At 34.9% G+C, this 20,011-nt stretch carries 20 protein-coding genes, 2 pseudogenes and 1 riboswitch; of the genes and pseudogenes, 18 read left to right on the forward strand and 4 right to left on the reverse strand.

Annotation, left to right across the window (positions count from 1 at the left end; genetic code table 11):
* The first annotated feature begins 439 nt into the window (after positions 1-439).
* The 11 genes and pseudogenes from licT to AC3WVA_RS08990 all read left to right on the forward strand — a co-directional run bounded on the left by licT (position 440) and on the right by AC3WVA_RS08990 (position 10,002).
* The gene (gene licT / locus AC3WVA_RS08940) at positions 440-1,288 is read left to right on the forward strand and encodes a BglG family transcription antiterminator LicT (protein WP_098881328.1); all 849 of its coding nucleotides are present in this window, start codon (positions 440-442) and stop codon (positions 1,286-1,288) included.
* 147 nt (positions 1,289-1,435) lie between these two features.
* A complete protein-coding gene (locus AC3WVA_RS08945; RefSeq protein WP_098881354.1) occupies positions 1,436-3,328 on the forward strand; it encodes a beta-glucoside-specific PTS transporter subunit IIABC in 1,893 nt (630 codons plus the stop codon).
* A 95-nt stretch (positions 3,329-3,423) separates the two neighbouring features.
* A complete protein-coding gene (locus AC3WVA_RS08950; RefSeq protein ID WP_098881327.1) occupies positions 3,424-4,863 on the forward strand; it encodes a 6-phospho-beta-glucosidase in 1,440 nt (479 codons plus the stop codon).
* A 150-nt stretch (positions 4,864-5,013) separates the two neighbouring features.
* A complete protein-coding gene (locus AC3WVA_RS08955; RefSeq protein WP_098346322.1) occupies positions 5,014-5,472 on the forward strand; it encodes a MarR family winged helix-turn-helix transcriptional regulator in 459 nt (152 codons plus the stop codon).
* 33 nt (positions 5,473-5,505) lie between these two features.
* Entirely contained in the window at positions 5,506-6,039 is a 534-nt protein-coding gene (gene pssA / locus AC3WVA_RS08960) for a CDP-diacylglycerol--serine O-phosphatidyltransferase (RefSeq protein ID WP_098881353.1), read from the forward strand.
* Positions 6,040-6,061: 22 nt separating this feature from the next.
* Complete coding sequence (locus AC3WVA_RS08965) at positions 6,062-6,448, forward strand: ATP synthase subunit I (protein WP_098346321.1); 387 nt, start codon at positions 6,062-6,064, stop codon at positions 6,446-6,448.
* 334 nt (positions 6,449-6,782) lie between these two features.
* Positions 6,783-7,234 (forward strand): annotated as a pseudogene (locus AC3WVA_RS08970) (YrhA family protein).
* Positions 7,231-7,698 (forward strand): annotated as a pseudogene (locus AC3WVA_RS08975) (hypothetical protein); the annotation flags it as partial. The pseudogenes AC3WVA_RS08970 and AC3WVA_RS08975, both read left to right, overlap by 4 nt.
* A gap of 265 nt (positions 7,699-7,963) precedes the next feature.
* A complete protein-coding gene (locus AC3WVA_RS08980; protein ID WP_098881326.1) occupies positions 7,964-8,296 on the forward strand; it encodes a hypothetical protein in 333 nt (110 codons plus the stop codon).
* A 336-nt stretch (positions 8,297-8,632) separates the two neighbouring features.
* A complete protein-coding gene (locus AC3WVA_RS08985) occupies positions 8,633-9,295 on the forward strand; it encodes a VanZ family protein (protein WP_098881325.1) in 663 nt (220 codons plus the stop codon).
* 77 nt (positions 9,296-9,372) lie between these two features.
* Entirely contained in the window at positions 9,373-10,002 is a 630-nt protein-coding gene (locus AC3WVA_RS08990; protein ID WP_098881324.1) for a LysE family translocator, read from the forward strand.
* Positions 10,003-10,163: 161 nt separating this feature from the next.
* On the opposite strand, the gene dhaQ is transcribed toward AC3WVA_RS08990, so the two are convergent.
* Positions 10,164-11,162, reverse strand: coding sequence for a DhaKLM operon coactivator DhaQ (dhaQ, locus tag AC3WVA_RS08995; protein WP_098881323.1), 999 nt, complete (start codon positions 11,160-11,162; stop codon positions 10,164-10,166).
* Between the two features lie 19 nt (positions 11,163-11,181).
* Positions 11,182-11,748 (reverse strand): dihydroxyacetone kinase transcriptional activator DhaS, encoded by a 567-nt coding sequence (gene dhaS, locus AC3WVA_RS09000; RefSeq protein ID WP_000204220.1) that lies wholly within the window; start codon positions 11,746-11,748, stop codon positions 11,182-11,184.
* 178 nt (positions 11,749-11,926) lie between these two features.
* Between dhaS and dhaK the strand changes: the two genes are divergently transcribed.
* Together dhaK and AC3WVA_RS09010 are read left to right on the forward strand one after the other, a co-directional pair.
* Positions 11,927-13,678: a dihydroxyacetone kinase subunit DhaK gene (gene dhaK / locus AC3WVA_RS09005; protein ID WP_098881322.1), complete on the forward strand. Its 1,752-nt coding sequence runs from the start codon at positions 11,927-11,929 to the stop codon at positions 13,676-13,678.
* Positions 13,679-13,900: 222 nt separating this feature from the next.
* Positions 13,901-14,251, forward strand: a complete 351-nt coding sequence (locus tag AC3WVA_RS09010; RefSeq protein WP_048526497.1) for an SH3 domain-containing protein — start codon at positions 13,901-13,903, stop codon at positions 14,249-14,251.
* A gap of 194 nt (positions 14,252-14,445) precedes the next feature.
* Here the strand turns inward: AC3WVA_RS09010 and AC3WVA_RS09015 are convergent, their stop codons facing one another.
* Positions 14,446-14,997 (reverse strand): DUF4352 domain-containing protein, encoded by a 552-nt coding sequence (locus AC3WVA_RS09015; RefSeq protein ID WP_098881321.1) that lies wholly within the window; start codon positions 14,995-14,997, stop codon positions 14,446-14,448.
* Positions 14,998-15,289: 292 nt separating this feature from the next.
* On the opposite strand from AC3WVA_RS09015, the gene AC3WVA_RS09020 reads away from it, so the two are divergent.
* The 4 genes from AC3WVA_RS09020 (at position 15,290) to AC3WVA_RS09035 (ending at position 18,949) form a co-directional block, all read left to right on the forward strand.
* Complete coding sequence (locus AC3WVA_RS09020) at positions 15,290-15,679, forward strand: hypothetical protein (RefSeq protein ID WP_098346314.1); 390 nt, start codon at positions 15,290-15,292, stop codon at positions 15,677-15,679.
* Positions 15,680-16,056: 377 nt separating this feature from the next.
* Positions 16,057-16,163, forward strand: a riboswitch (SAM riboswitch).
* An 82-nt stretch (positions 16,164-16,245) separates the two neighbouring features.
* Positions 16,246-17,304 (forward strand): LLM class flavin-dependent oxidoreductase, encoded by a 1,059-nt coding sequence (locus AC3WVA_RS09025; protein WP_098881320.1) that lies wholly within the window; start codon positions 16,246-16,248, stop codon positions 17,302-17,304.
* A complete protein-coding gene (locus tag AC3WVA_RS09030) occupies positions 17,297-18,253 on the forward strand; it encodes an ATP-grasp domain-containing protein (protein WP_098881319.1) in 957 nt (318 codons plus the stop codon). The genes AC3WVA_RS09025 and AC3WVA_RS09030 overlap by 8 nt, the downstream gene beginning before the upstream one ends.
* 414 nt (positions 18,254-18,667) lie before the next feature.
* Positions 18,668-18,949 carry a hypothetical protein gene (locus AC3WVA_RS09035; RefSeq protein ID WP_098346312.1) on the forward strand — a complete coding sequence of 94 codons (282 nt, stop codon included), beginning with the start codon at positions 18,668-18,670 and terminating at the stop codon, positions 18,947-18,949.
* Between the two features lie 227 nt (positions 18,950-19,176).
* On the opposite strand, the gene AC3WVA_RS09040 is transcribed toward AC3WVA_RS09035, so the two are convergent.
* Complete coding sequence (locus AC3WVA_RS09040; RefSeq protein ID WP_000540371.1) at positions 19,177-19,287, reverse strand: YjcZ family sporulation protein; 111 nt, start codon at positions 19,285-19,287, stop codon at positions 19,177-19,179.
* A gap of 404 nt (positions 19,288-19,691) precedes the next feature.
* Here AC3WVA_RS09040 and AC3WVA_RS09045 point away from each other — a divergent pair, with 404 nt between their 5' ends.
* Positions 19,692-19,973 (forward strand): LCI fold-containing protein, encoded by a 282-nt coding sequence (locus AC3WVA_RS09045; protein WP_098346311.1) that lies wholly within the window; start codon positions 19,692-19,694, stop codon positions 19,971-19,973.
* The last annotated feature ends 38 nt before the right edge of the window (positions 19,974-20,011 follow it).

Raw genomic sequence — 20,011 nt, forward strand, 5'->3', positions numbered from 1 at the left:
AGACGCTAGTTCCTCATTATGAATATGAGTAACTATGTAGGGTAGTTCTATTATAACATTTTAACCATTAATGGGTCTATATGGAATTTTATTAATAATTGTGTTTGATTATTCGGAATGATATACGTAGTGAAATGTATATGTTACCTACAGTAATTGTAAAATATAATGATGTATATAACTAGTCTTGTAATGAATTTAAGCAACAGCTCATTAACAGTTAGTATTTTTCTTTGTAAAAAAACATTCAAAATTTTATCATTGCAACCGCTTACTCTTTGTGTATAATAAAGGTAAGTTAATAAGTAAAAGGATTGTTACTGTTCGGCAGGCAAAACCTAAATTGATCTAGAGGCTATGGGTGTAGTGTGGCTTTTGGAATCAGTTTAGGTTTTTTTTATTACCTTTTGTGAATTCAAGAAGAAGAAGGCGGAACAATATGAGGATCCATAAAATCTTAAATAACAATGTTGTTTGTACGATGAAGGATAATGAGACAGAAGTTGTACTGATGGGCAGAGGTTTGGGATTTCAGAAAAAAGTCGGCGATGCGATTGATGAATCTAAGATAGAAAAGACCTTTGTGCTAGAAACAAAAGAATTATCAGAGAAACTTGCTAGGTTGCTAACTGAAATTCCTGTAGAAAATTTAGAGATTACCGAGCGAATTATTCAGTTTGCTAAGACAATTTTGCCAGGGACTTTAAGTGATTATATTTATCTTACATTAACGGATCACTTAAGTTTCGCCTTGACTCGGCATAAAGAAGGAATGGATCTCAAAAATACTTTGCTTTGGGAGATTAAGAGGTTCTATCAGAAAGAGTTTGAAATTGGTCTACAAGCTTTGAACATAATTGAAGAAGAGACTGGGCTTAGACTTTCTGAAGATGAAGCAGGGTCAATAGCACTACATTTCGTTAATGCGCAGCAAGGAGAGCCGGCAATGCAACAAACGGTAGCGATGACGAAAATCGTTCAAGATATTTTAAATGTTGTAAAGTACCACTATAAGATGAACTTAGATGAAAGTTCATTTAATTATAGCCGGTTTGTAACGCATTTACGATATTTTGCGCAGCGTTTAATGCAGAAGGAACTGAATTCGGCTGAGGATGAGTTTTTATACGAGCAAGTGAAAAGTAAGTATGAAGAGGCATATTGTTGTACAGAAAAAATTGAAGCATACTTGCAAAAAGCACATAATAGTCATCTTTCAAAAGATGAAAAAGTGTACTTAACGTTGCACATTCATCGTGTAACGAAACGCAATGAATTATGTAATTGAATAAACGGGATTGTTACTGTTTGGCAGGCAAAACCTAAATTGACTTGTAATGGAGTGATTTGTATGTATCGCGCCGTTACGGTTAGTTTAGGTTTTTTCTTTTATAAAAATAATAAATGGGATGATTGTAGGGAGGGGAAAGTTACGATGAAATATGAAAAATTAGCAAAGGACATACTGAAGAATGTTGGCGGGAGAGAAAATATACATAGCGTTGTACATTGTATCACTCGTTTACGATTTCAGTTAAAAGATGAGGGGAAAGCGAATACGGAAGTACTGAAAAGTATGGAAGATGTTGTGACTGTTATGAAAAGCGGCGGACAATATCAAGTTGTAATTGGTAACCATGTATCCGACGTGTATAAAGCAGTTATTGCGGCTGGAGGGTTTCAAGAAGCTGAGGAAGAAACTACGAGTGAGAAGAAAAAGAGTAGTCTTATAGATATTCTTTCTAGCATTTTCACTCCTATTTTAGGAGTGTTAGCTGCAACAGGGATGATTAAAGGATTTAATGCACTATTTGTAGCGTTGGGCTTGTTAAGTACACAGTCAGGAACGTATCAAATATTAAATGCAGTCGGCGATTCGTTATTTTATTTCTTCCCGATCTTCCTTGGATATACAGCAAGTAAGAAATTCGGGGGATCCCCATTCATCGGTATGGCGATTGGAGGAGCTTTAGTTTATCCGGCTTTATCCGGTTTAAAAGCAAGTGAGCCATTATATACGTTATTTGCAGGAACGATGTTTGAATCACCAATTCATATTACGTTTTTAGGAATACCAGTTATTTTAATGAACTATGCATCATCTGTTATTCCAATTATTCTTGCTGCTTATTTTGGAGCGAAAGTAGAACAGTCTTTAAAGAAAGTGATTCCAGATGTTGTGAAAACATTTTTATTACCATTCTTCACATTATTAATCGTTGTACCAGTTACATTTCTCGTTATTGGCCCCATTGCGACGTGGGCAGGGCAGTTTTTAGGACAGGCGACGCTTTGGGTTTATCATGCAAGCCCATTAGTAGCGGGTGCTTTACTCGGTGCGTTCTGGCAAGTACTTGTCATATTTGGCCTTCATTGGGGCGTCGTTCCGATTGGTTATAACAATTTAGCAGTAAACGGCGTTGATCCGATATTAGCACTTATATTTGCTGCTTCATTTGCTCAAATTGGTGCCGTGCTTGGCGTTTGGATGAAAACGAAAGACAAGAAGTTAAAAACGCTTAGCATTCCAGCTTTTATTTCAGGTATTTTCGGTGTTACAGAGCCGGCGATTTATGGGATTACACTTCCTCTTAAAAAGCCGTTTATTATGAGCTGTATCGCTGGAGGAGTTGGCGGCGCAATACTTGGCGTATTTGGTACACAAGCTTATATGACAGGTGGACTTGGTATATTTACGCTTCCGACATTTATTAGTCCGAAAGATGGGATTACAGCTGGATTTTGGGGATCAATTATTTCGATGGTTGTTTCTTTAATAGTAGGTTTTGTTCTAACTTATTTATTTGGTTTTACGAAAAAGCAAACATCTACAGAAACAGCTGAAACAATTGATAAAATCGCTGCATCAAACGATGATGAAGTAATCTTTAGTCCTTTCCATGGCGCCGTTATGCCGCTTCAAAATATTGATGATGCTGCATTTGCATCAGGTGCGCTAGGTGAAGGAGTTGCGATTGAGCCTTCAGAAGGAAAGTTGTTTTCACCAGTTTCAGGTACGATTTCTGCGCTGTTCCCGACGAATCATGCGGTAGGAATTACGGCAGATTCAGGTGCTGAAATTTTAATCCATATTGGGATGGATACTGTGAAATTAAATGGCGAATTTTTCTCTTCTCATATTGAACAAGGAGCGAGAGTAGAAAAAGGGCAATTACTTATTGAGTTTCATATAGCCGAAATTCAAAAGGCGGGTTATATTGTGACAACACCAGTTGTTGTTACAAATTATGATAAATATAGCATCAAAAAAACAGAAATAGAAAAGATTCAAGCAGGAGATTCCTTACTAACGTTAGGAGTTAAATAGTAGTTACATTTCATACTGGTTCAAACGAAGAAAGGTATTCTTTAAAACTTACAATAGCTTTCCTCGTTCATTCTAATATAAAGGAGTTTTTCTATATGTCTAAAGTTAATTTTCCAAAAGGATTTTTATGGGGTGGAGCAACTGCAGCCAATCAAGTTGAAGGCGCATATGTAGAAGACGGAAAAGGATTAACGACGGTTGATCTATTACCAACTGGTGAAAATCGTTGGGATATTATGAAAGGAAATATTCATTCTTTTACACCGGTAGAAGGGGAGTTTTATCCATCACATGAAGCAATTGATTTTTACCATCGTTATAAAGAAGATATCGCTCTATTTGCAGAAATAGGATTTAAAGCATTACGTGTATCGATTGCGTGGACACGTATTTTCCCAAATGGTGAAGATGAAAAGCCAAATGAGGCAGGATTACAGTTTTATGATAATTTGTTTGATGAACTGTTAAAGCACGGTATTGAACCAGTCGTTACGATGGCTCACTTCGATGTACCTGTTCATTTAGTAGAAAAGTATGGAAGCTGGAGAAGTAGAAAGCTTGTAAACTTCTTCGAGACGTACGCAAAAACGATTTTTAATAGATATAAAGATAAAGTGAAATATTGGATGACGTTTAATGAAATTAATATGCTTTTACATTTACCTTTCATGGGAGCAGGTTTAGCGTTTAAAGAAGGGGATAATAAAAAACAAATTCAGTATCAAGCAGCGCATCACCAACTTGTTGCAAGTGCGTTAGCTGTAAAAGCGTGTCATGAAATCATTCCAGATGCGAAAATCGGTTGTATGCTCGCTGCGGGTGCAACGTATCCGTACACATGTAATCCAGATGACGTACTTCGTGCAATGGAACAAGACCGTGAATCATTCTTCTTCATTGATGTACAAGCAAGAGGAGCATATCCTGGATACGCAAAACGCTTCTTTAAAGATAATAATGTAACAATTGAAATGGAAAAAGAAGATGAGGAAATTTTAAAAGAGCATACAGTTGATTATATTGGCTTTAGCTACTATTCAAGCCGAGCAACAAGTACAGATCCAGAAGTATTAAAAAGCATAACGAGCGGGAATGTATTCGGTTCTGTTGAAAATCCATATCTTGAAAAATCAGAGTGGGGATGGACGATTGACCCGAAAGGCTTCCGTATTACAGCGAACCAACTGTACGATCGTTACCAAAAACCTTTATTTGTTGTTGAAAACGGTCTCGGTGCAGTCGATCAATTCAGTGGTGAAGACGAAGTGAATGATGAATACCGTATTGATTACCTAGAGAAGCATATGATTGAAATGTCCGAAGCGATCCAAGATGGAGTAGATATTATCGGATATACAAGCTGGGGTCCAATTGACCTTGTAAGTGCTTCTACTGGAGAAATGAAGAAACGTTACGGATATATATACGTTGATAAAGATAATGAAGGAAAAGGTTCCTTAAAAAGATCGAAGAAGAAAAGCTTCGATTGGTATAAAGAAGTAATTAAGACGAATGGTAAGAGTTTAGAGTCTTAAGTATGAAAAGGAGACATCTTGATTGATGTCTTCTTTTTTCATTGTGAATAAAGTACGGAGCTATATTTCCCTTTACACGAACATAAAGGTATAATATAGTTTAGTTAAGTTAACTAAACTATATAAAAGCGTGACTGGAGGAAGAACGCTATGACTAGATCGTATAAAGAAGTAATTAATGAAATGAATCGAGCCTACACGGAACTCTACATTTTACTATTTCAAGATTTAAAGGATGAGTTCGGTCTTACTGGGCAGCAAGAGAGCATGCTATTTCATATTCATTTAAATGAAAACACGACAGCAAATAACATTGCGAGTACGTTTAATATAACGAAAAGTGCTGTAAGCCAAGTTTTATCGAAACTGGAAAAGCAACAGATGATTTCAAAACAAGTTAATCCGAATAATAAAAGGGAGTATTTCCTTACGCTTGGTCCAAACGGTAGTAAGTATATGGAGCAATTGTCGAAGTTAGATGATGTATTAATTGAGAAGTATTTCTCGAAAATTGATATTGAAGCGTTGCAGCAAATGACTGATACGTTAACGAAAATAAATAAAGTGATATTGGAAGAAAAACAGAAGGATCTTGAATCTAATGAGTAAGAAGCAATTAGTAGAAAGGAGGAGAAGCGTGTGATGAGTTACATACCCAATATGCTTACGATAGCAAACTTTGTATGTGGACTTTTGGCTATTCACGCTGTTTTCGTTCACGATATGCATGGTGCAGTTATGTTCATTATTACAGGGATGGTATTTGATCTGTTTGATGGCATGGTTGCTCGGAAACTAGATGCTGTTTCGGAAATAGGCGGAGAGTTAGACTCATTTGCGGATTTAGTTACCTTCGGTGTAGCGCCGTCTATTCTTGCCTATAGTGCCTCGTTAAAAGATTTACAGTCTACCGGGATGGTATGTGCGCTCGCGTATAGTATTTGCGGAATGCTACGGCTTGCGAGATTTAATACGAAGCAAAGCAAACTCCCAACATTCATCGGAATGCCCATTCCATTTGCAGCAATGTGTCTCCTCATTTTATGCCTCCTAAATAACCCGGTTTCCGTGGCATTTGGCACATGCGTAATCGCTTATTTAATGGTGAGCAAAATCAAATTCCCCCATTTTAAAAAAGATATATCGGAAAGCTTGAAGTCCGAAAGATGGGATTAATAGGAAAGATAAGGAGCATAACATGATTCGTATGGCATTAAGATCATTTAACATACAAATATATTGTTTGCTAGGCGTGATGTTACTTGGATGGTTGCTGACACCTTTTCGAGCACAGTTTGTAGGGATAAGCATCGGCCTTTTAGTTAGTATGTACTGCGCCTGGATTTTAGGAAGGCGTATTGAAAAGTTTGGAAATAGCATCGTAAAAAAAGAAAAAGCACCGATGCTTGGCATGATGAATCGGTTTGCAGCCGCAATACTAGGCGCGATTATTATGTATGAAATTGAACACCGTGAGTACATGTGGACATTTGCTGCTGGAATTATGGGTGGGTATTTCTTGGTTATTATTAATTTGGGGTATTACAGTATGAGGGATGCGAAGGGACAGATTAATAGGTTTTGAATTAGAAATAAAAAGCCCTTCAAGTATGGAATGATATACTTGAAGGGCTTTATGTATGAAGAAGGGCTTTTTATAATATATTTCTTTATTGTTAATTGTTACCATTTTATGTAGTGTAATTTGTATTAGTGGTAAGGGGTATACAAATGTTAGTTGATAACTTGGGAAAATCGATATTAAAATTTCTCTGGTATGTTCAGAAAAATATAGAAAAGATTTTTAAGAATGTGACATTTTAAAGTGATTTTCAATCGGCATAACAAATCGCTACGCAAATGAGAGCAGCTTTTAATACCATCCAAATTGCAACAATACACTTAGAAAGAGGTTTTATATGTGGAAAAATCTAGTTTTAGAAATTGGAGATATACTGAAAAGTGTTAACTTTAATTTGAATAAACCAGCAAAAGATACTGAAGTTCATAGATTAAGAGAACACGTGAAAGAGAAATTTAATGTTGATTTACCGATTGAATTTGAGGAGTTTCTTAAAAACGTAAACGGTTTAGATTTTGGTGGACTAGTTATTTATGGAGTTGATTTTTTTTACTAGAAACAGAAAAAAATGAACAAATTTGCGGCTTTATAGAAACGAATGAAATTTGGTATGAAAATGAATTTCAAAAAGAGTATCTTTTCTTTGGAGATTCAAGTATTGCTTGGTTTTGTAAAAACTTATCTAACGGTACTTACTTAGAACTTGATAAACCATCTGGCACAGTGATGAAAATATATAATGATTTCAATACAATGCTTGAGGAAGCATTGAAAACAGCCCTTCTTTAATAGGAATATTAAATACAATCTTACACCCAATAGATAGTCTTGAGAGTGCTGTGTATGCTCTTTCTCATATCGATGAAACATTTACTGTTGTAGAACACGCTATTTCTGATTCGTGGAATCACGATGTTGTAAATGGAGATTGGAATAGCAGAGCTAAATGGGTTGGAAATGTAGAGATGCAAGTTAAATTAGCAATTACCGATTTATTTATAGAAACAAAAGGTGTAGGTGAAATTCCAAAAATCGGTAAATTTTCAAGGGTAGGTAAAACTTTAACACTTAGTGAGAGTGTAAACTTTATACAAGGTATTAAAAACGCAATAAATTTCGATAAGTATAAGCAAAGCGTTGACATGTTGAATGATATTCTAATGCCCAAAAATCAATTAGCTCTTGCTGATACCAATGGATTTAATCTAAAGCCCTGGGATTACAATACTTTTAATGAAGCAAAAGATACTTTTTTATTCTTCGATAAATTTAAGTCTCATCCTAATTCTATTTATAAAAACAATGGTTCTGTTGAACATATATTTCATGGAAACGTGAATCAAAGAGGAGCAGCTGGTGGATTTTATCATGAAAGTATGCCATCTAAGGGAAAAATACGCTCGATTACAGAAGAACCAGACGAACATGGTATGGAAATTATGATGTTCATTGATTCAAGGAATCGTAGTATTTCAGCCTTTTCATTATGTTAGCTATTGAGAGGATGATTTTTAATGTATGAAATACACATATGAATTTTTTCAAGGACCTTTTAATCTTTTGATGATTAAACTTCCTGAGAATATATCGTTAGTAGGAGAGTTTTTAGAAAATGATATTCAAAATAGTGATGGTGTTTTTTGGTTATCTCGTATAAATAAAGTATTGAGCGATGAAATTGATTCTCTAAAATTATGTGGAAATAGTTGTGATTTAGAAATACGTAATGACTTCACAAACATTACCCATCGTTATATAGAAGATGAAAACATCTCTTGCAACATCGAAACCGATGAACTAAAAAATTTAATTTTAGTATGGGTTAAAGAAATAGAAAAACATAAAAAATAACCTAGTTCATTACTTGAAATGGAATTAAGATGTGTAATTCCATTTGGATATTTCTGTCTGATAGCGGATTATTAAGAGGGGTAGTAATAATTAAACCCAACATAAGATTTAAGAAAAATTTTATATTTACCCCACTTTTTATTTTAAAAGTTTTTCCTATCCTATAAACAAGTTACATCAAGGAGGAGACTGAAAATGAAGGAGTGGGGATTTTTTATTTTTAATATACTCCCGATATCCGAAGACAAAGTAGAAGATTAAATATATGAACAAAGTACCGGTTCTTAAACTATGTTCTAAAATAATAGATGAAAATGTAAAGTTAGGGGATTCCACATGCATACAGAAGTTTTAATGAGTTATTTGTATACTTATTTTTTTACAATTATGTTTTGTATTGTATTTCAAATTGGATTTTATTTTAAAGCGAAAAACAATATATCTATTCGGCATTTTTTATGGGTGTATGTTTTTCTGTTCTATCTTTCGTTAGTGTATAAAGTGACGCAAATCGCGACTGTATGGGATATAAGTAGATATGAAACGTGGATTCGTGTAAATCAAATTAATTTGACTCTATTTGATACGGCAGGTAGTACGACGTATCTTTTGAATATTGTACTGTTTATGCCATTAGGTTTTTTATTACCGACTATTTGGCCGCAGTTTAGAAAAATGAAAAACACCGTATGCGCCGGATTCTTTTTTTCATTGGCAATTGAGTTAAATCAATTATTAAATAATAGAATTACAGATATTGATGATTTATTTACGAATACCCTCGGGGCGATTATTGGGTATGTCTTATATAAAGTATTATATACAGCGTTATTTAAATTGATATTGAAAAGAGCGGAAAAAAAGCTTGATACCAACTCTTCTTTAGTTATAAAATACGAAGCTGTTTTTTGTTTATTATGTTCATTTGTAGGTGCGATGTTAATTTATTATCCAGCTTTATTGGTTGTAAATCAAAAATCCACTAATTTTATTGAATAAATAGAAAATACTTTCTTTTTTCGTCTGTTTAATTTAATATCAATAAGGGCACCAAAAAAATAGATAGAGGTGCTAGAATGTACGGTATTATTAATTATGAAGTGTTTTTACTAACAGGAATTTTATTGAATTTAATTCCTGGTGCAGACACCATGTATATTGTGGGGAGAAGTATTTCACAAGGTAGAAAAGCAGGTGTGTATTCTGTTTTTGGTATTATTACTGGTTCTTTAGTTCATACGTTATTGGTTGCTTTTGGTTTATCTATTATACTTACAAAATCCATTGTGCTATTTAACACTATTAAGGTTATAGGTGTTATCTATCTTGTATATTTAGGGATTAAAATGATACTTGATAAGACAAATGTAGCTTTCCAGGCCTCATCCAATAAATTGAACATTAGAAAGATATATGTACAAGGCCTTTTAACAAGTCTGACGAATCCAAAAGTCTCTTTATTCTTTATTGCGTTTCTTCCGCAATTTATAGATACAAAGGCTTCAGGTCCTATGCCTTTTATCATTTTAGGACTTACTTTTACAGTAACTGGACTATTATGGTGTTTATTTGTTGCTTATTTCTCTTCATATGTTACAAAAAAATTAAGAGGAAACCAAAAGGTAGGAATGGTTCTAAATAAGATAACAGGACTGATTTTTATTGGTATGGGGTTAAAGTTGCTTCAAACAAAAGCTCCTCAATAAACCTGAATAACATAAAAATGCCCCCTTTCAAGAGATGTAATCTTAGGTTTAGGCTAATTTCTATATACTAAAAAGTCCCTTTAACTTTGAAGGGACTTTTTGCTTGTTATTTTGAGTTATTTAAAAATTTATTTCAAGAAACAACCTATACTTTAATTGTATTACCAACTAGCAGTTTCCGTATTTTCCTTCAACCACTTCACCCAATCCAAATCCTCTACTTTAAGCAAACTAAGCGAAACACCTTTCATATCTAAAGAAGTTAGTAGCGTACCAACTTTTACGAATGTAACTTGTAAGCCTTCCAGCTCACATAAACGGCGAATGTCATTTGCAAAAATGTATTGTTCCATTAATGGTGTCGCACCTAATCCATTAATGAGGATCGCAAAGTTGTCTCCTTTTCTCCAGCGGTAAATGCTTTTTAGTTTGTTCATTAATTCAATCGCTAATATTTCAGAGGAGGATAGTGCTTCTTTACGGTAACCTTTTTCTCCGTGAATGCCAACGCCATAAAAGACTTCATCTTCGTTTAATGTGAATGAAGCTTTTCCTTTCACTGGATCGTTTGCAGGTGAAAGGGCGACTCCTAATGTGTGTAAGTTTTTAATGACAGCTTGCCCAAGTACTGTTAGTTCTTCTAAAGAGTGACCTTCAAGAGCGGCCGCACCAATTATTTTTTGAACGAAAACAGTACCAGCGACGCCGCGTCTTCTTTTATTAAACGAAGCATCATCTTCAATTGAAACGTCGTCATTTACGATGATGTGGTCAATTTTTCTTCCTTCTTCTTTTGCTATTTGTTCTGCCTCTAAGAAGTTTGCTACATCATCTTTAAAGTTTTTAATGATGAATAAAATACTTTTATCCTTTGGCATGAGGCGAGTTACTGCAATAATTTGTTCCACTGTTGGAGGAGTGAAGATGCTTCCGTTTACTGCCGCCGCAAGCATACCTTTTCCTACATAACCGATATCAGCAGGTTCGTGTCCGCTACCACCGCCGCTTATGATGACAACGTTTTGCTTCAGTTTTTCGATATCTTTTACATAAATGATGTTATTTGTTTCGTCGTAATTTATTTTGTCGTTATGTTCAAAATAAAAGCCATGCATCATATCTTGAACGATATGTTGTACATCATTCATAATCTTTTTCATTGCTTTTTCCACCCTTTAATTACTTTGCAGATTGCTCCAGTAATAGTAGTAATTGATTGTTTATCATATTTTTCATGAGAGAAGACATAATGGACGGATCTACTTCGCATTTGCTTTCAATCCAATCTTTTATCGTTCCAACGAAGCCGTGACTATAAAAGGAGGCAATCGTATTTTTTGTCTCATCAGAAAGGCTGAATCCGCAGCTCACAGATAGTTCATCAATAATTTTCATATATAAGTTTTTCGTATGCTCAAATAAATAGTGATTAAACGAGTTTTGCTCAATGACTTTGAAAGCATTTCGGTAAAATTTTTGATTTTCATAAAAGTAATCAAATAATAAATCAAAAATGTTTTCCCACGTTTCATAGTCGAGAAAGTCGATAATATTCTCTTTTGTTTCTTCTCTATAAATCCAGCTTAATAGTTCAAATTTATCTTTAAAATGATAATAAAAAGTTTGCCTACGCATTTGACAGTGTAACATAATATCGCTCACTGATATTTTATGAAACGACTCTGTTTCCATTAAATACTTCAATGAATTCGCGATTATCTTTTTAGAAATTATAGAAGAGGTCATGTGAATCATCCCTAGAATGTTAGTAATATGAAAATCCTACCCATAAATGAGAGCGGTGTCTTTAGACAGATTGTCCATTTTGTCCGTTTACTATAAAACGCTTTCATTTTAACATGGATAGTAAGAAGAAGATTTCAAATATATCACAATATATTAAAGGAATTGAGGGAGAAGCACAATGAAAAAGATTATAAACAAACCAGAAACATTAGTAATGGAAATGTGCAACGGAATGGTGATGGCGCACCCAGAGCTTGAGCTTTTGAAAAAATATAAAGTCATTAAGAAGAAAGAAATGAACGAAAATAAAGTAACATTAATTAGTGGCGGCGGTAGTGGTCATGAGCCAGCGCATGCAGGACTAGTCGGAAAAGGAATGTTAGATGCGGCAGTGTGCGGAGATGTGTTTGCTTCGCCTTCACAAATTCAGGTGTATCAAGCAATTAAAGAGACAGCTAGTAAAAAAGGTACGTTATTAATTATTAAAAATTACAGCGGCGATATTATGAATTTCAAAAACGGTGCTCATTTAGCGACGGAAGATGGAATTGAAGTTGACTACGTAAAAGTGGACGATGATATTGCGGTAGAAGATAGCTTGTATACGGTAGGACGCCGCGGCGTTGCGGGCGTTATTTTAGTTCATAAAATTGCTGGTGCAGCAGCGGAAGCAGGTATGGATTTGGGAGCGGTGAAAGCCGCCTCTGAAAAAGCAGCGGCTAACGTGCGTACAATCGGTTTAGCGTTAACGTCTTGTACAGTTCCAGCGAGCGGATCACCTACTTTCACACTTGCGGAAGATGAAATGGAATACGGCGTAGGTATTCACGGTGAACCAGGAATTAAACGTGAAAAAATGTTGTCAGCAGATGAACTAGCGAACCGTATGACAAACGATCTTGTAAAAGATTTAGGAGTAAAAGACGGCGAAGAAATTGCGCTTCTAGTTAACGGTTTTGGCGGAACACCACTGCAAGAACTTTACTTATTTAACAACGCAGTGACGCGAGAATTAGCTGCTAGAAACATTAAAATTAATAGAGTATTCGTTGGTAACTATATGACGAGTATCGATATGGCTGGTATGTCTTTAACAGTAATGAAATTAGATGATGAGCTAAAAACATTACTATCGAAAGAATGTAACACACCAGCGTTTAAAGTAGATGGACCAGTTGAAAGTGTAGAGTACGTAAATGTTCTTGAAGAGACAGAAGAGAAGGAAGTTTCATTTGAACTAGAAACAGCAGAAGAGCACGCTGTTATTAAAAATAATGTCATCACATTAAACAACATGATCTATCTCGTTGATAAAATGAGCGATATTATTATTAAAAACGAAGTACCGTTCTGTGAGTTAGACACGCACGCTGGTGACGGCGACTTCGGAATGAGTGTGGCAAAAGGATTTAAGCAATTAAAACGTGAGTGGCATTCTATTGTAGATCAAGAGAACGTAACGATCGGATCATTCCTTGACGGTTGCTCGATGATTATTATGGAACATTGCGGCGGTGCATCTGGTCCAATTTGGGGCGGTGCATTCCGCGCAGCTAGTAAAGCAGCAGGCGAGAAGCGTGAGTTAACAGTGAAAGAATTCGCTGAAATGTTGCAAGCGGCTCTGCAAGGTATACAATCTATCGGTGAAAGATCATTCGGTAGAGGAGCAGTAGTTGGTGATAAAACACTTGTTGACGCACTTGCTCCATGTGTAGACTCTTGGTTAGCTAGCGCTTCAAGCGAAGAAGATATGAAAACTGCCTTTGACAAAGGAGCGGAAGCAGCGGTTAAAGGAGCAGAGTATACGAAAGAAATCGTAGCTCGCATGGGCCGCGCCGGTACAGTTGGCGAAAGAAGCTTAGGCTATCCAGATGCAGGTGCATATGCGCTTGGAGTTATCTTTACGGAGATTTCGGGTAGTTTGAAATAGGAATGAGAAAGTCCCTTTGCCTTAAGGTGGAGGGGCTTTTATATAGTTGGTAGAAGACTACTTTCGGGCTCTCTGTAAAATATGAGTTTGTTAATATTTTTGATAAAATTTTATTTCAAAAATACAACTAATATTTCTCAACATTAATATATTGAAAATATTTAGAATATTTAAGATAATCATTTGTGAAGAAATAAATTATAAAAAAAGGGGGAATTTATTTTGTTACGTCGCTTATCTATTTTTACTTTATTAACAGCTTTTATCTTTACTTTGTTTACATTTAACGGCTCTGCTTTCGCGGCTACGAATACTACTGAAAATGAAACAGTAGTAGCAGCTTGTGCAAAGGGAGGTACGGTAGGTACATATGGTGCAAAGATGCGCAGTGGTTACACTGTGGGATCACCTGTCTTGCATACATTTACTAGTGGTCAGAAAATTACTGGCACATGGGTAACAGGTGAGTATGTTCAAGGGCATTATAGTAATTCTAAACAGTGGTTAAAAGTTACTTATAAAGGGATGACAGGTTATGTGTCCCACACAACATTATATAACGTTTGCTCATAAAAATATGTACTATAATAATAACTCTGGATATATTGAACTAATCTCTTTTAGGGATTAGTTTTTTTGTCTCCTAGTTTTTAATGGAGCATTTTTTGAAAAAAACCAACGATTCATTAAATCGATGGTTTTATGTTTATATATTATTCATTTGTATCTATATCAAATTTTTTCATTGCTTTTTGCTTATTTGAGACTTAGTTTTTTTGTGATTGCAGCTTATCGATTTTCCAGTGTGCTCCTAGAGGATCTAAAGAGCTTTCAATATAAAACATATATTCATCTGCGGTACTTGGTACTTCAAAAGCTATTTTTAATTCTACCGTTTCATTTGGTTTAACTTGTATATCAGAAGGGGTTTGGTCAAGCACCTTTCCTTCATAAGTTTTTCCGTCTTTTTCATCTTTTAAGTTATATTTTAATTCTGATAGTCCAATCGTTTGACCTCGTACATTTTTTACAGAGACATTAACAACGACGGAATCGTTGCTATCATTTAAATAGGCACTTTTAACGGCGCTCAAGTAATAGCCTCCCTTAACACTCTCACCAACTAATAAAATACCTTGTTCCAAGCGGCTCATATCTTCTTTTTCTTCAAAATTTATTAATTCTTCATTTTCATTTTTTGCGGTTGGTTCTTCTAATGGAACATTTTCAACGGCACTATCTTTTTTATCTTGTGTGCAAGCAGCCGTAATACTGACTAATACTAGAATGAAAGTAAGTAATATGAATAATTTTCTCATAAAATTGATCTGTCTCCTTAAGTTTCTCAATTTTGTGCAACTATACATATAAGATTAACATAATGTCTCATTATTGGCTCGAAATAGGTGATCTTTTAGACACCTTATTCTTTTTACTTTTCATATACATTCGATTGGTTCTCGCGATATTTGTTAATCTTTTAAAATATTGGCTTAGTAATACCAAGGGTTATTATAGATATATTAATCATGTAATTTGTCCCTATCAAAATGAACGTTTCTTGCATCTAATATATTGTAAATATATGTTATTTTGAAAGGATGTGATTATATGGCTCATAAATCTACTGGGGTGTTTCGAGTTCCAGTTTCTGAAAATGGGATTATTCCAACTGCTCTCAACATTATGTTAAACAATGATTCACGCTGCCATACTAGTAATGTAACGGTAACTGTTAAGAGAAGTCCAAACACTTCTTTCCCAACTCAAAATGAATTAGTTGAAATCTCTCGTACTTTTGTTTCTTTAGAACCAAACAGAACAACTAAGATTGTGTTGTTTACGCCAGAATTCCAAATAGAAGATTTTCTTGATGTCATCATTAGTGGAAATAAAGATGATGTTAAGGATGTGCTTGTATATTCTTTCTTAGCAGATTCAGCAGGTCACAATCTGCCATCTACTGTTTTCAGAAATGCAGAATACACTTTTACTTGCTGACAACGTGATGATGTATTCTTTACTGTCATATATCTGAAGGGGGATGTTAAATAGGAGTTGATTTAACTTTTATTTGGCTTCTCCAAATAAGTCTGCTTTAGCCAAATAAACAAGGAACCGACTAATAGGTTCCTTGTTTATTTGCATGTAACATGAAATTTCGTGTCTATTATTCTGAAAGCAACTTGGTTATAAATGATGTTTTCGAAATGATACAACATCCCCTTTATATATCTGCAAGTAAAACAACATAATCCCCTTATAAATCTCTATAAAAATATGATTTTTCATATATCATTTAATGTATATCGGAAAAATAAGTATTAAAAGATTGATTTTTATTATTCTGATGATTATAATAAATGGAAATCAAACAATTCTTATGTTGAGAAGTGGAGGGACGGGCCCTATGAAACTTCGGCAACCTCGTTTTAGACGAAAGGTGCCAAATCCTGCAGGTGAAAAAACACCTGAAAGATAAGAGCGGTTCACTTAGTCAAGAAAGCTACTCTTATTTCGATAAGAGTAGCTTTTTTTATGGCTAAAAGTTAAAGGGGGAATAGGTAGTGGAGTATGGTTTTTGGTTGCCGATTTTTGGGGGATGGCTTCGAAATGTAGATGATGAATCTATGCAACCTACGTTTGAGTATGCAAAAGAAACAGCGCAAGCGGCAGAAAAACTAGGTTTTTCAACAACTCTTATTGCGGAATTAAATTTAAATGATATAAAAGGCGTTTCAGCACCAAGTTTAGAGGCGTGGACAACTGCAGCAGCACTTGCAGCAGTGACGGATAAATTAGAGATTATGACAGCTGTCAGACCTGGCTTTCATAATCCAGCAGTTACAGCGAAAATGGCGGCTAATATCGATCAATTAAGTAATGGTCGTTTTACATTAAATGTAGTTTCAGCATGGTGGGAAGAAGAAGCGAGACAGTACGGCGGAGTATTTACCGCACATGATGAAAGGTATGATCGCACAGAGGAATTTGTAACAATTTTGAAAGAGCTTTGGAAAAAAGACGAGTTTTCTTATAAAGGGAACTTTTATGAGCTTCAGCATACACATTTAAGTCCGAAACCTGTGCAGAAACAAGGCATTAAGCTTTATGCAGGTGGTGAGAGTGAGCGAGGAAAAGAGGTCATTGTAAATCACGCGGATGCATATGTAATGCACGGGGGAACAGTGGAAGAAGTAGCTGTGAAAATAGAAGATATGAAGAATCGTAGAAAGAAAGTGACAGAGGAGCCATTGCAGTCATTCGGGCTGGCGGCTTACGTCATTTGTCGTGATACAGAAGAAGAGGCGTTAGAAGAATGGAGACGTATAACGGATGTGAAAGATGATGCGTTAGGTTACGCGGGTTACCAAGATTTTGTGAGTAAATCCCAGTTGGAACAGCAAGTGAAGCTCAATGATTATTCCGTATCGAATCGCGGGTTACGTCCTAATTTAATCGGAACACCAGAACAAATTGCAGAAAGGATACTTGCTTTTGAAAAAGTAGGTGTTACGTTATTACTTTTGCAATTTTCGCCACAGCTTGAAGAGATGAAACGATTTTCTGAAAAAGTGATGCCATTAGTTGAAGCAAAAAGAAAGGAATTGATTACAAATGAGTAAAATTTACATATTACATGAGAATAAGGAATGGACGAATCATTTAGTGAAAAGGCTGGAGGAACTGGATTTACCGTGTGAGGAATGGCTTTTAAATGAAGGAACACTTTCATTAGAACAAGAACCTCCAAAAGGTGTTTTTTATAGCCGCATGAGTGCTTCTTCACATACGAGAGGGCATCGATATGCACCTGAATTGACTGAAGGGGTTCTTTCTTGGCTAGAAGGATATGGAAGAACAGTATTTAACGGGTCTCGTGCATTACGCCTGGAAGTAAGTAAATTGAATCAATATGCAGCATTAAGAAAATTTGGGATACAAGTGCCGAAAACAATTGGTGCTGTTGGCCGTGATCATATAGTAAAAGCAGCGAGGGAGTTAGGGGAAGTACCGTTCATTACAAAGCATAACCGTGCAGGGAAAGGCCTTGGTGTTCAACTCTTTCATTCTATTGATGCTTTAGAACATTATTTGGATGGTCCGGCGTTTGAAGAACCCATTGATGGAATTACTTTAATCCAGCAATATATTGAAGCGCCAGAACCATATATTACACGTTGTGAGTTTGTAGGCGGTCAGTTTGTATATGCAGTTAAAGTAGATACATCAGAAGGGTTTGAACTTTGTCCAGCAGATGCATGCTCGATTCAAGACGCTTTCTGCCCAGTAGGAGAAGAGAGTAAGACAGAAGCGCCAACAAAATTTGAAATTATATCAGACTTCCGAGAGCCAATTATTGAACAATACAAAGAGTTTTTGAAAGAAAATGAAATTACCGTTGCGGGTATTGAATTTATTCGCAGTGCGGATGGAACAATTTATACGTATGATATTAATACAAACACAAACTATAATTCTGACGCAGAGTCTGTAGCGAATCAATTTGGTATGCTTGAACTTGCTACATTCCTTGGAAGAGAATTAGAGAAACAAGTAGAGTCAGTTAAATAATAGATAAGGTTCTAGTGAAAACTTTTGTTAAAGTAATCTTTGCGGATATTTTGAGTAGTTTGAAATAGGAGTAAGAAGATCCCCTCTAGCTTAAGCGGAAGGGGATCTTCTTACTTCTATATATTCCGATAATTGCTTCTATTGTATTGAGAATAATGGCATCTACATCAAAAAAATGGCTTGAAAAATATTTACCAAACTTAAGGTATAAATATATCGTAAAAGTGAATAAAGTCTATATTTTGTTTTTAGATAGATATAATTTGAGGGGATTCCGATGATATTTCCTCTAATAGAATTGTGTGATAAGCTATATATAACTGTATATTGTGAGGGTGGGAGATTGCTATCCTTTCCCTGATTTTATATAAGAAAAAATTATTTGAGCTTTAATGGAAGTGGAGAATATATTATATGATTTTAGGAATTTCATATTTTGATATTTTTTGTATTGTAGTGATTGTCTCGTTTTTCTTAATTTTTTGGAGATTGAATGTATGGTATAACAAGAAATATAATGTTCCTAAGGTTTTTCAATGGTTTCCTAGAAAATGGGGGAAAAGAAAAGTCTCAGAGCATTTATCACAATTAAATGAAAAGCTAGCGGCTGAAGGTAAAGGGATTTGGGTTACAATCTATGCTATAGATTTATACATTGTAACTATTCCTTGTACAGTCAAAAAATATAAATCTTAATAAATATATTTAAAGAAAGACCTTTTAATTAAAATAAAAGGTCTTTCTTTGCGGGACAAAATGCTCCCGAATTCTTTTCGTTAAAAGTTTATGTCTTAAATCGATTCATAATTGGGGAATGGCAAATGCGAAAAATATTCGATTGTTATAAAAGTTTGGAACCCAATAATGAATAGGGAACATAAAGAAAAGGTACCTAATATATAGGTACCTTTTCTAATAGTTTTTTAGCAGAAACAACTGCATCCGATAATGATTAATAGAATAAATAGTACAACTAATAGAGCAAATCCTCCAGCGAAACCGCAGCCTTCGCCGCAACTACCACCATATCCCATAACAATAGTGCCTCCTTTAGATAAGAGGGTAAAACTAGGGTTCATTCCATTGATTTTAACGGGTTCACTTTACTTTATGTTTTAAAGAGTAAATAAAGCAGGTCCTTTTGAAAATAAAGAAAAGACGCCATTAGGCGCCTTCCTTTTAGGTAGATAAGACTTTAGTTTTCCAATCTAAAGAAATTTTGTATCAGTTCTTTGTGAGTATAGCATAATATCTGATTGATTTATTATGCATTTTTACATACTTTTTGACTTACCCTTTATTTTCCATTTGATAAAATAAAATTCCAATATTACCAAAAGTTAAATAAATATTTCTACATATTCAAGATATTTACATAAAATACAAAAGTGATACATTTAAGTTGTAAGCTATAAAAACTATTAAAGGGGGATTTATTATGTTCAAGAAATTAGTAGTAGGGCTATTGGCAACTGGTATTGCATTAACAGGAGGAATTGGGGCAGCTTCAGCTGATACGCAAAAAGCTGTGAGCTCTCCGAAGCAAGCAACATGCTCAATTCCTTATGAGTATTCTAATGGTAAATTCAAAAGAACTCTTTATTACTCAAATGGAGTATATGCTAATAGTTTTAATGAAAAGGTTTGTGGCGGGACGATTACATGGTATTTAAAACATGTTCAAAATGGAGTTGCTTTTTATGAAGGCAATTTAAAATAGTAGATTTTTTGAACCTCATTTATTGAGGTTCTTTTATT

The organism is Bacillus sp. EB106-04-02-XG92 (genome assembly GCF_058791995.1).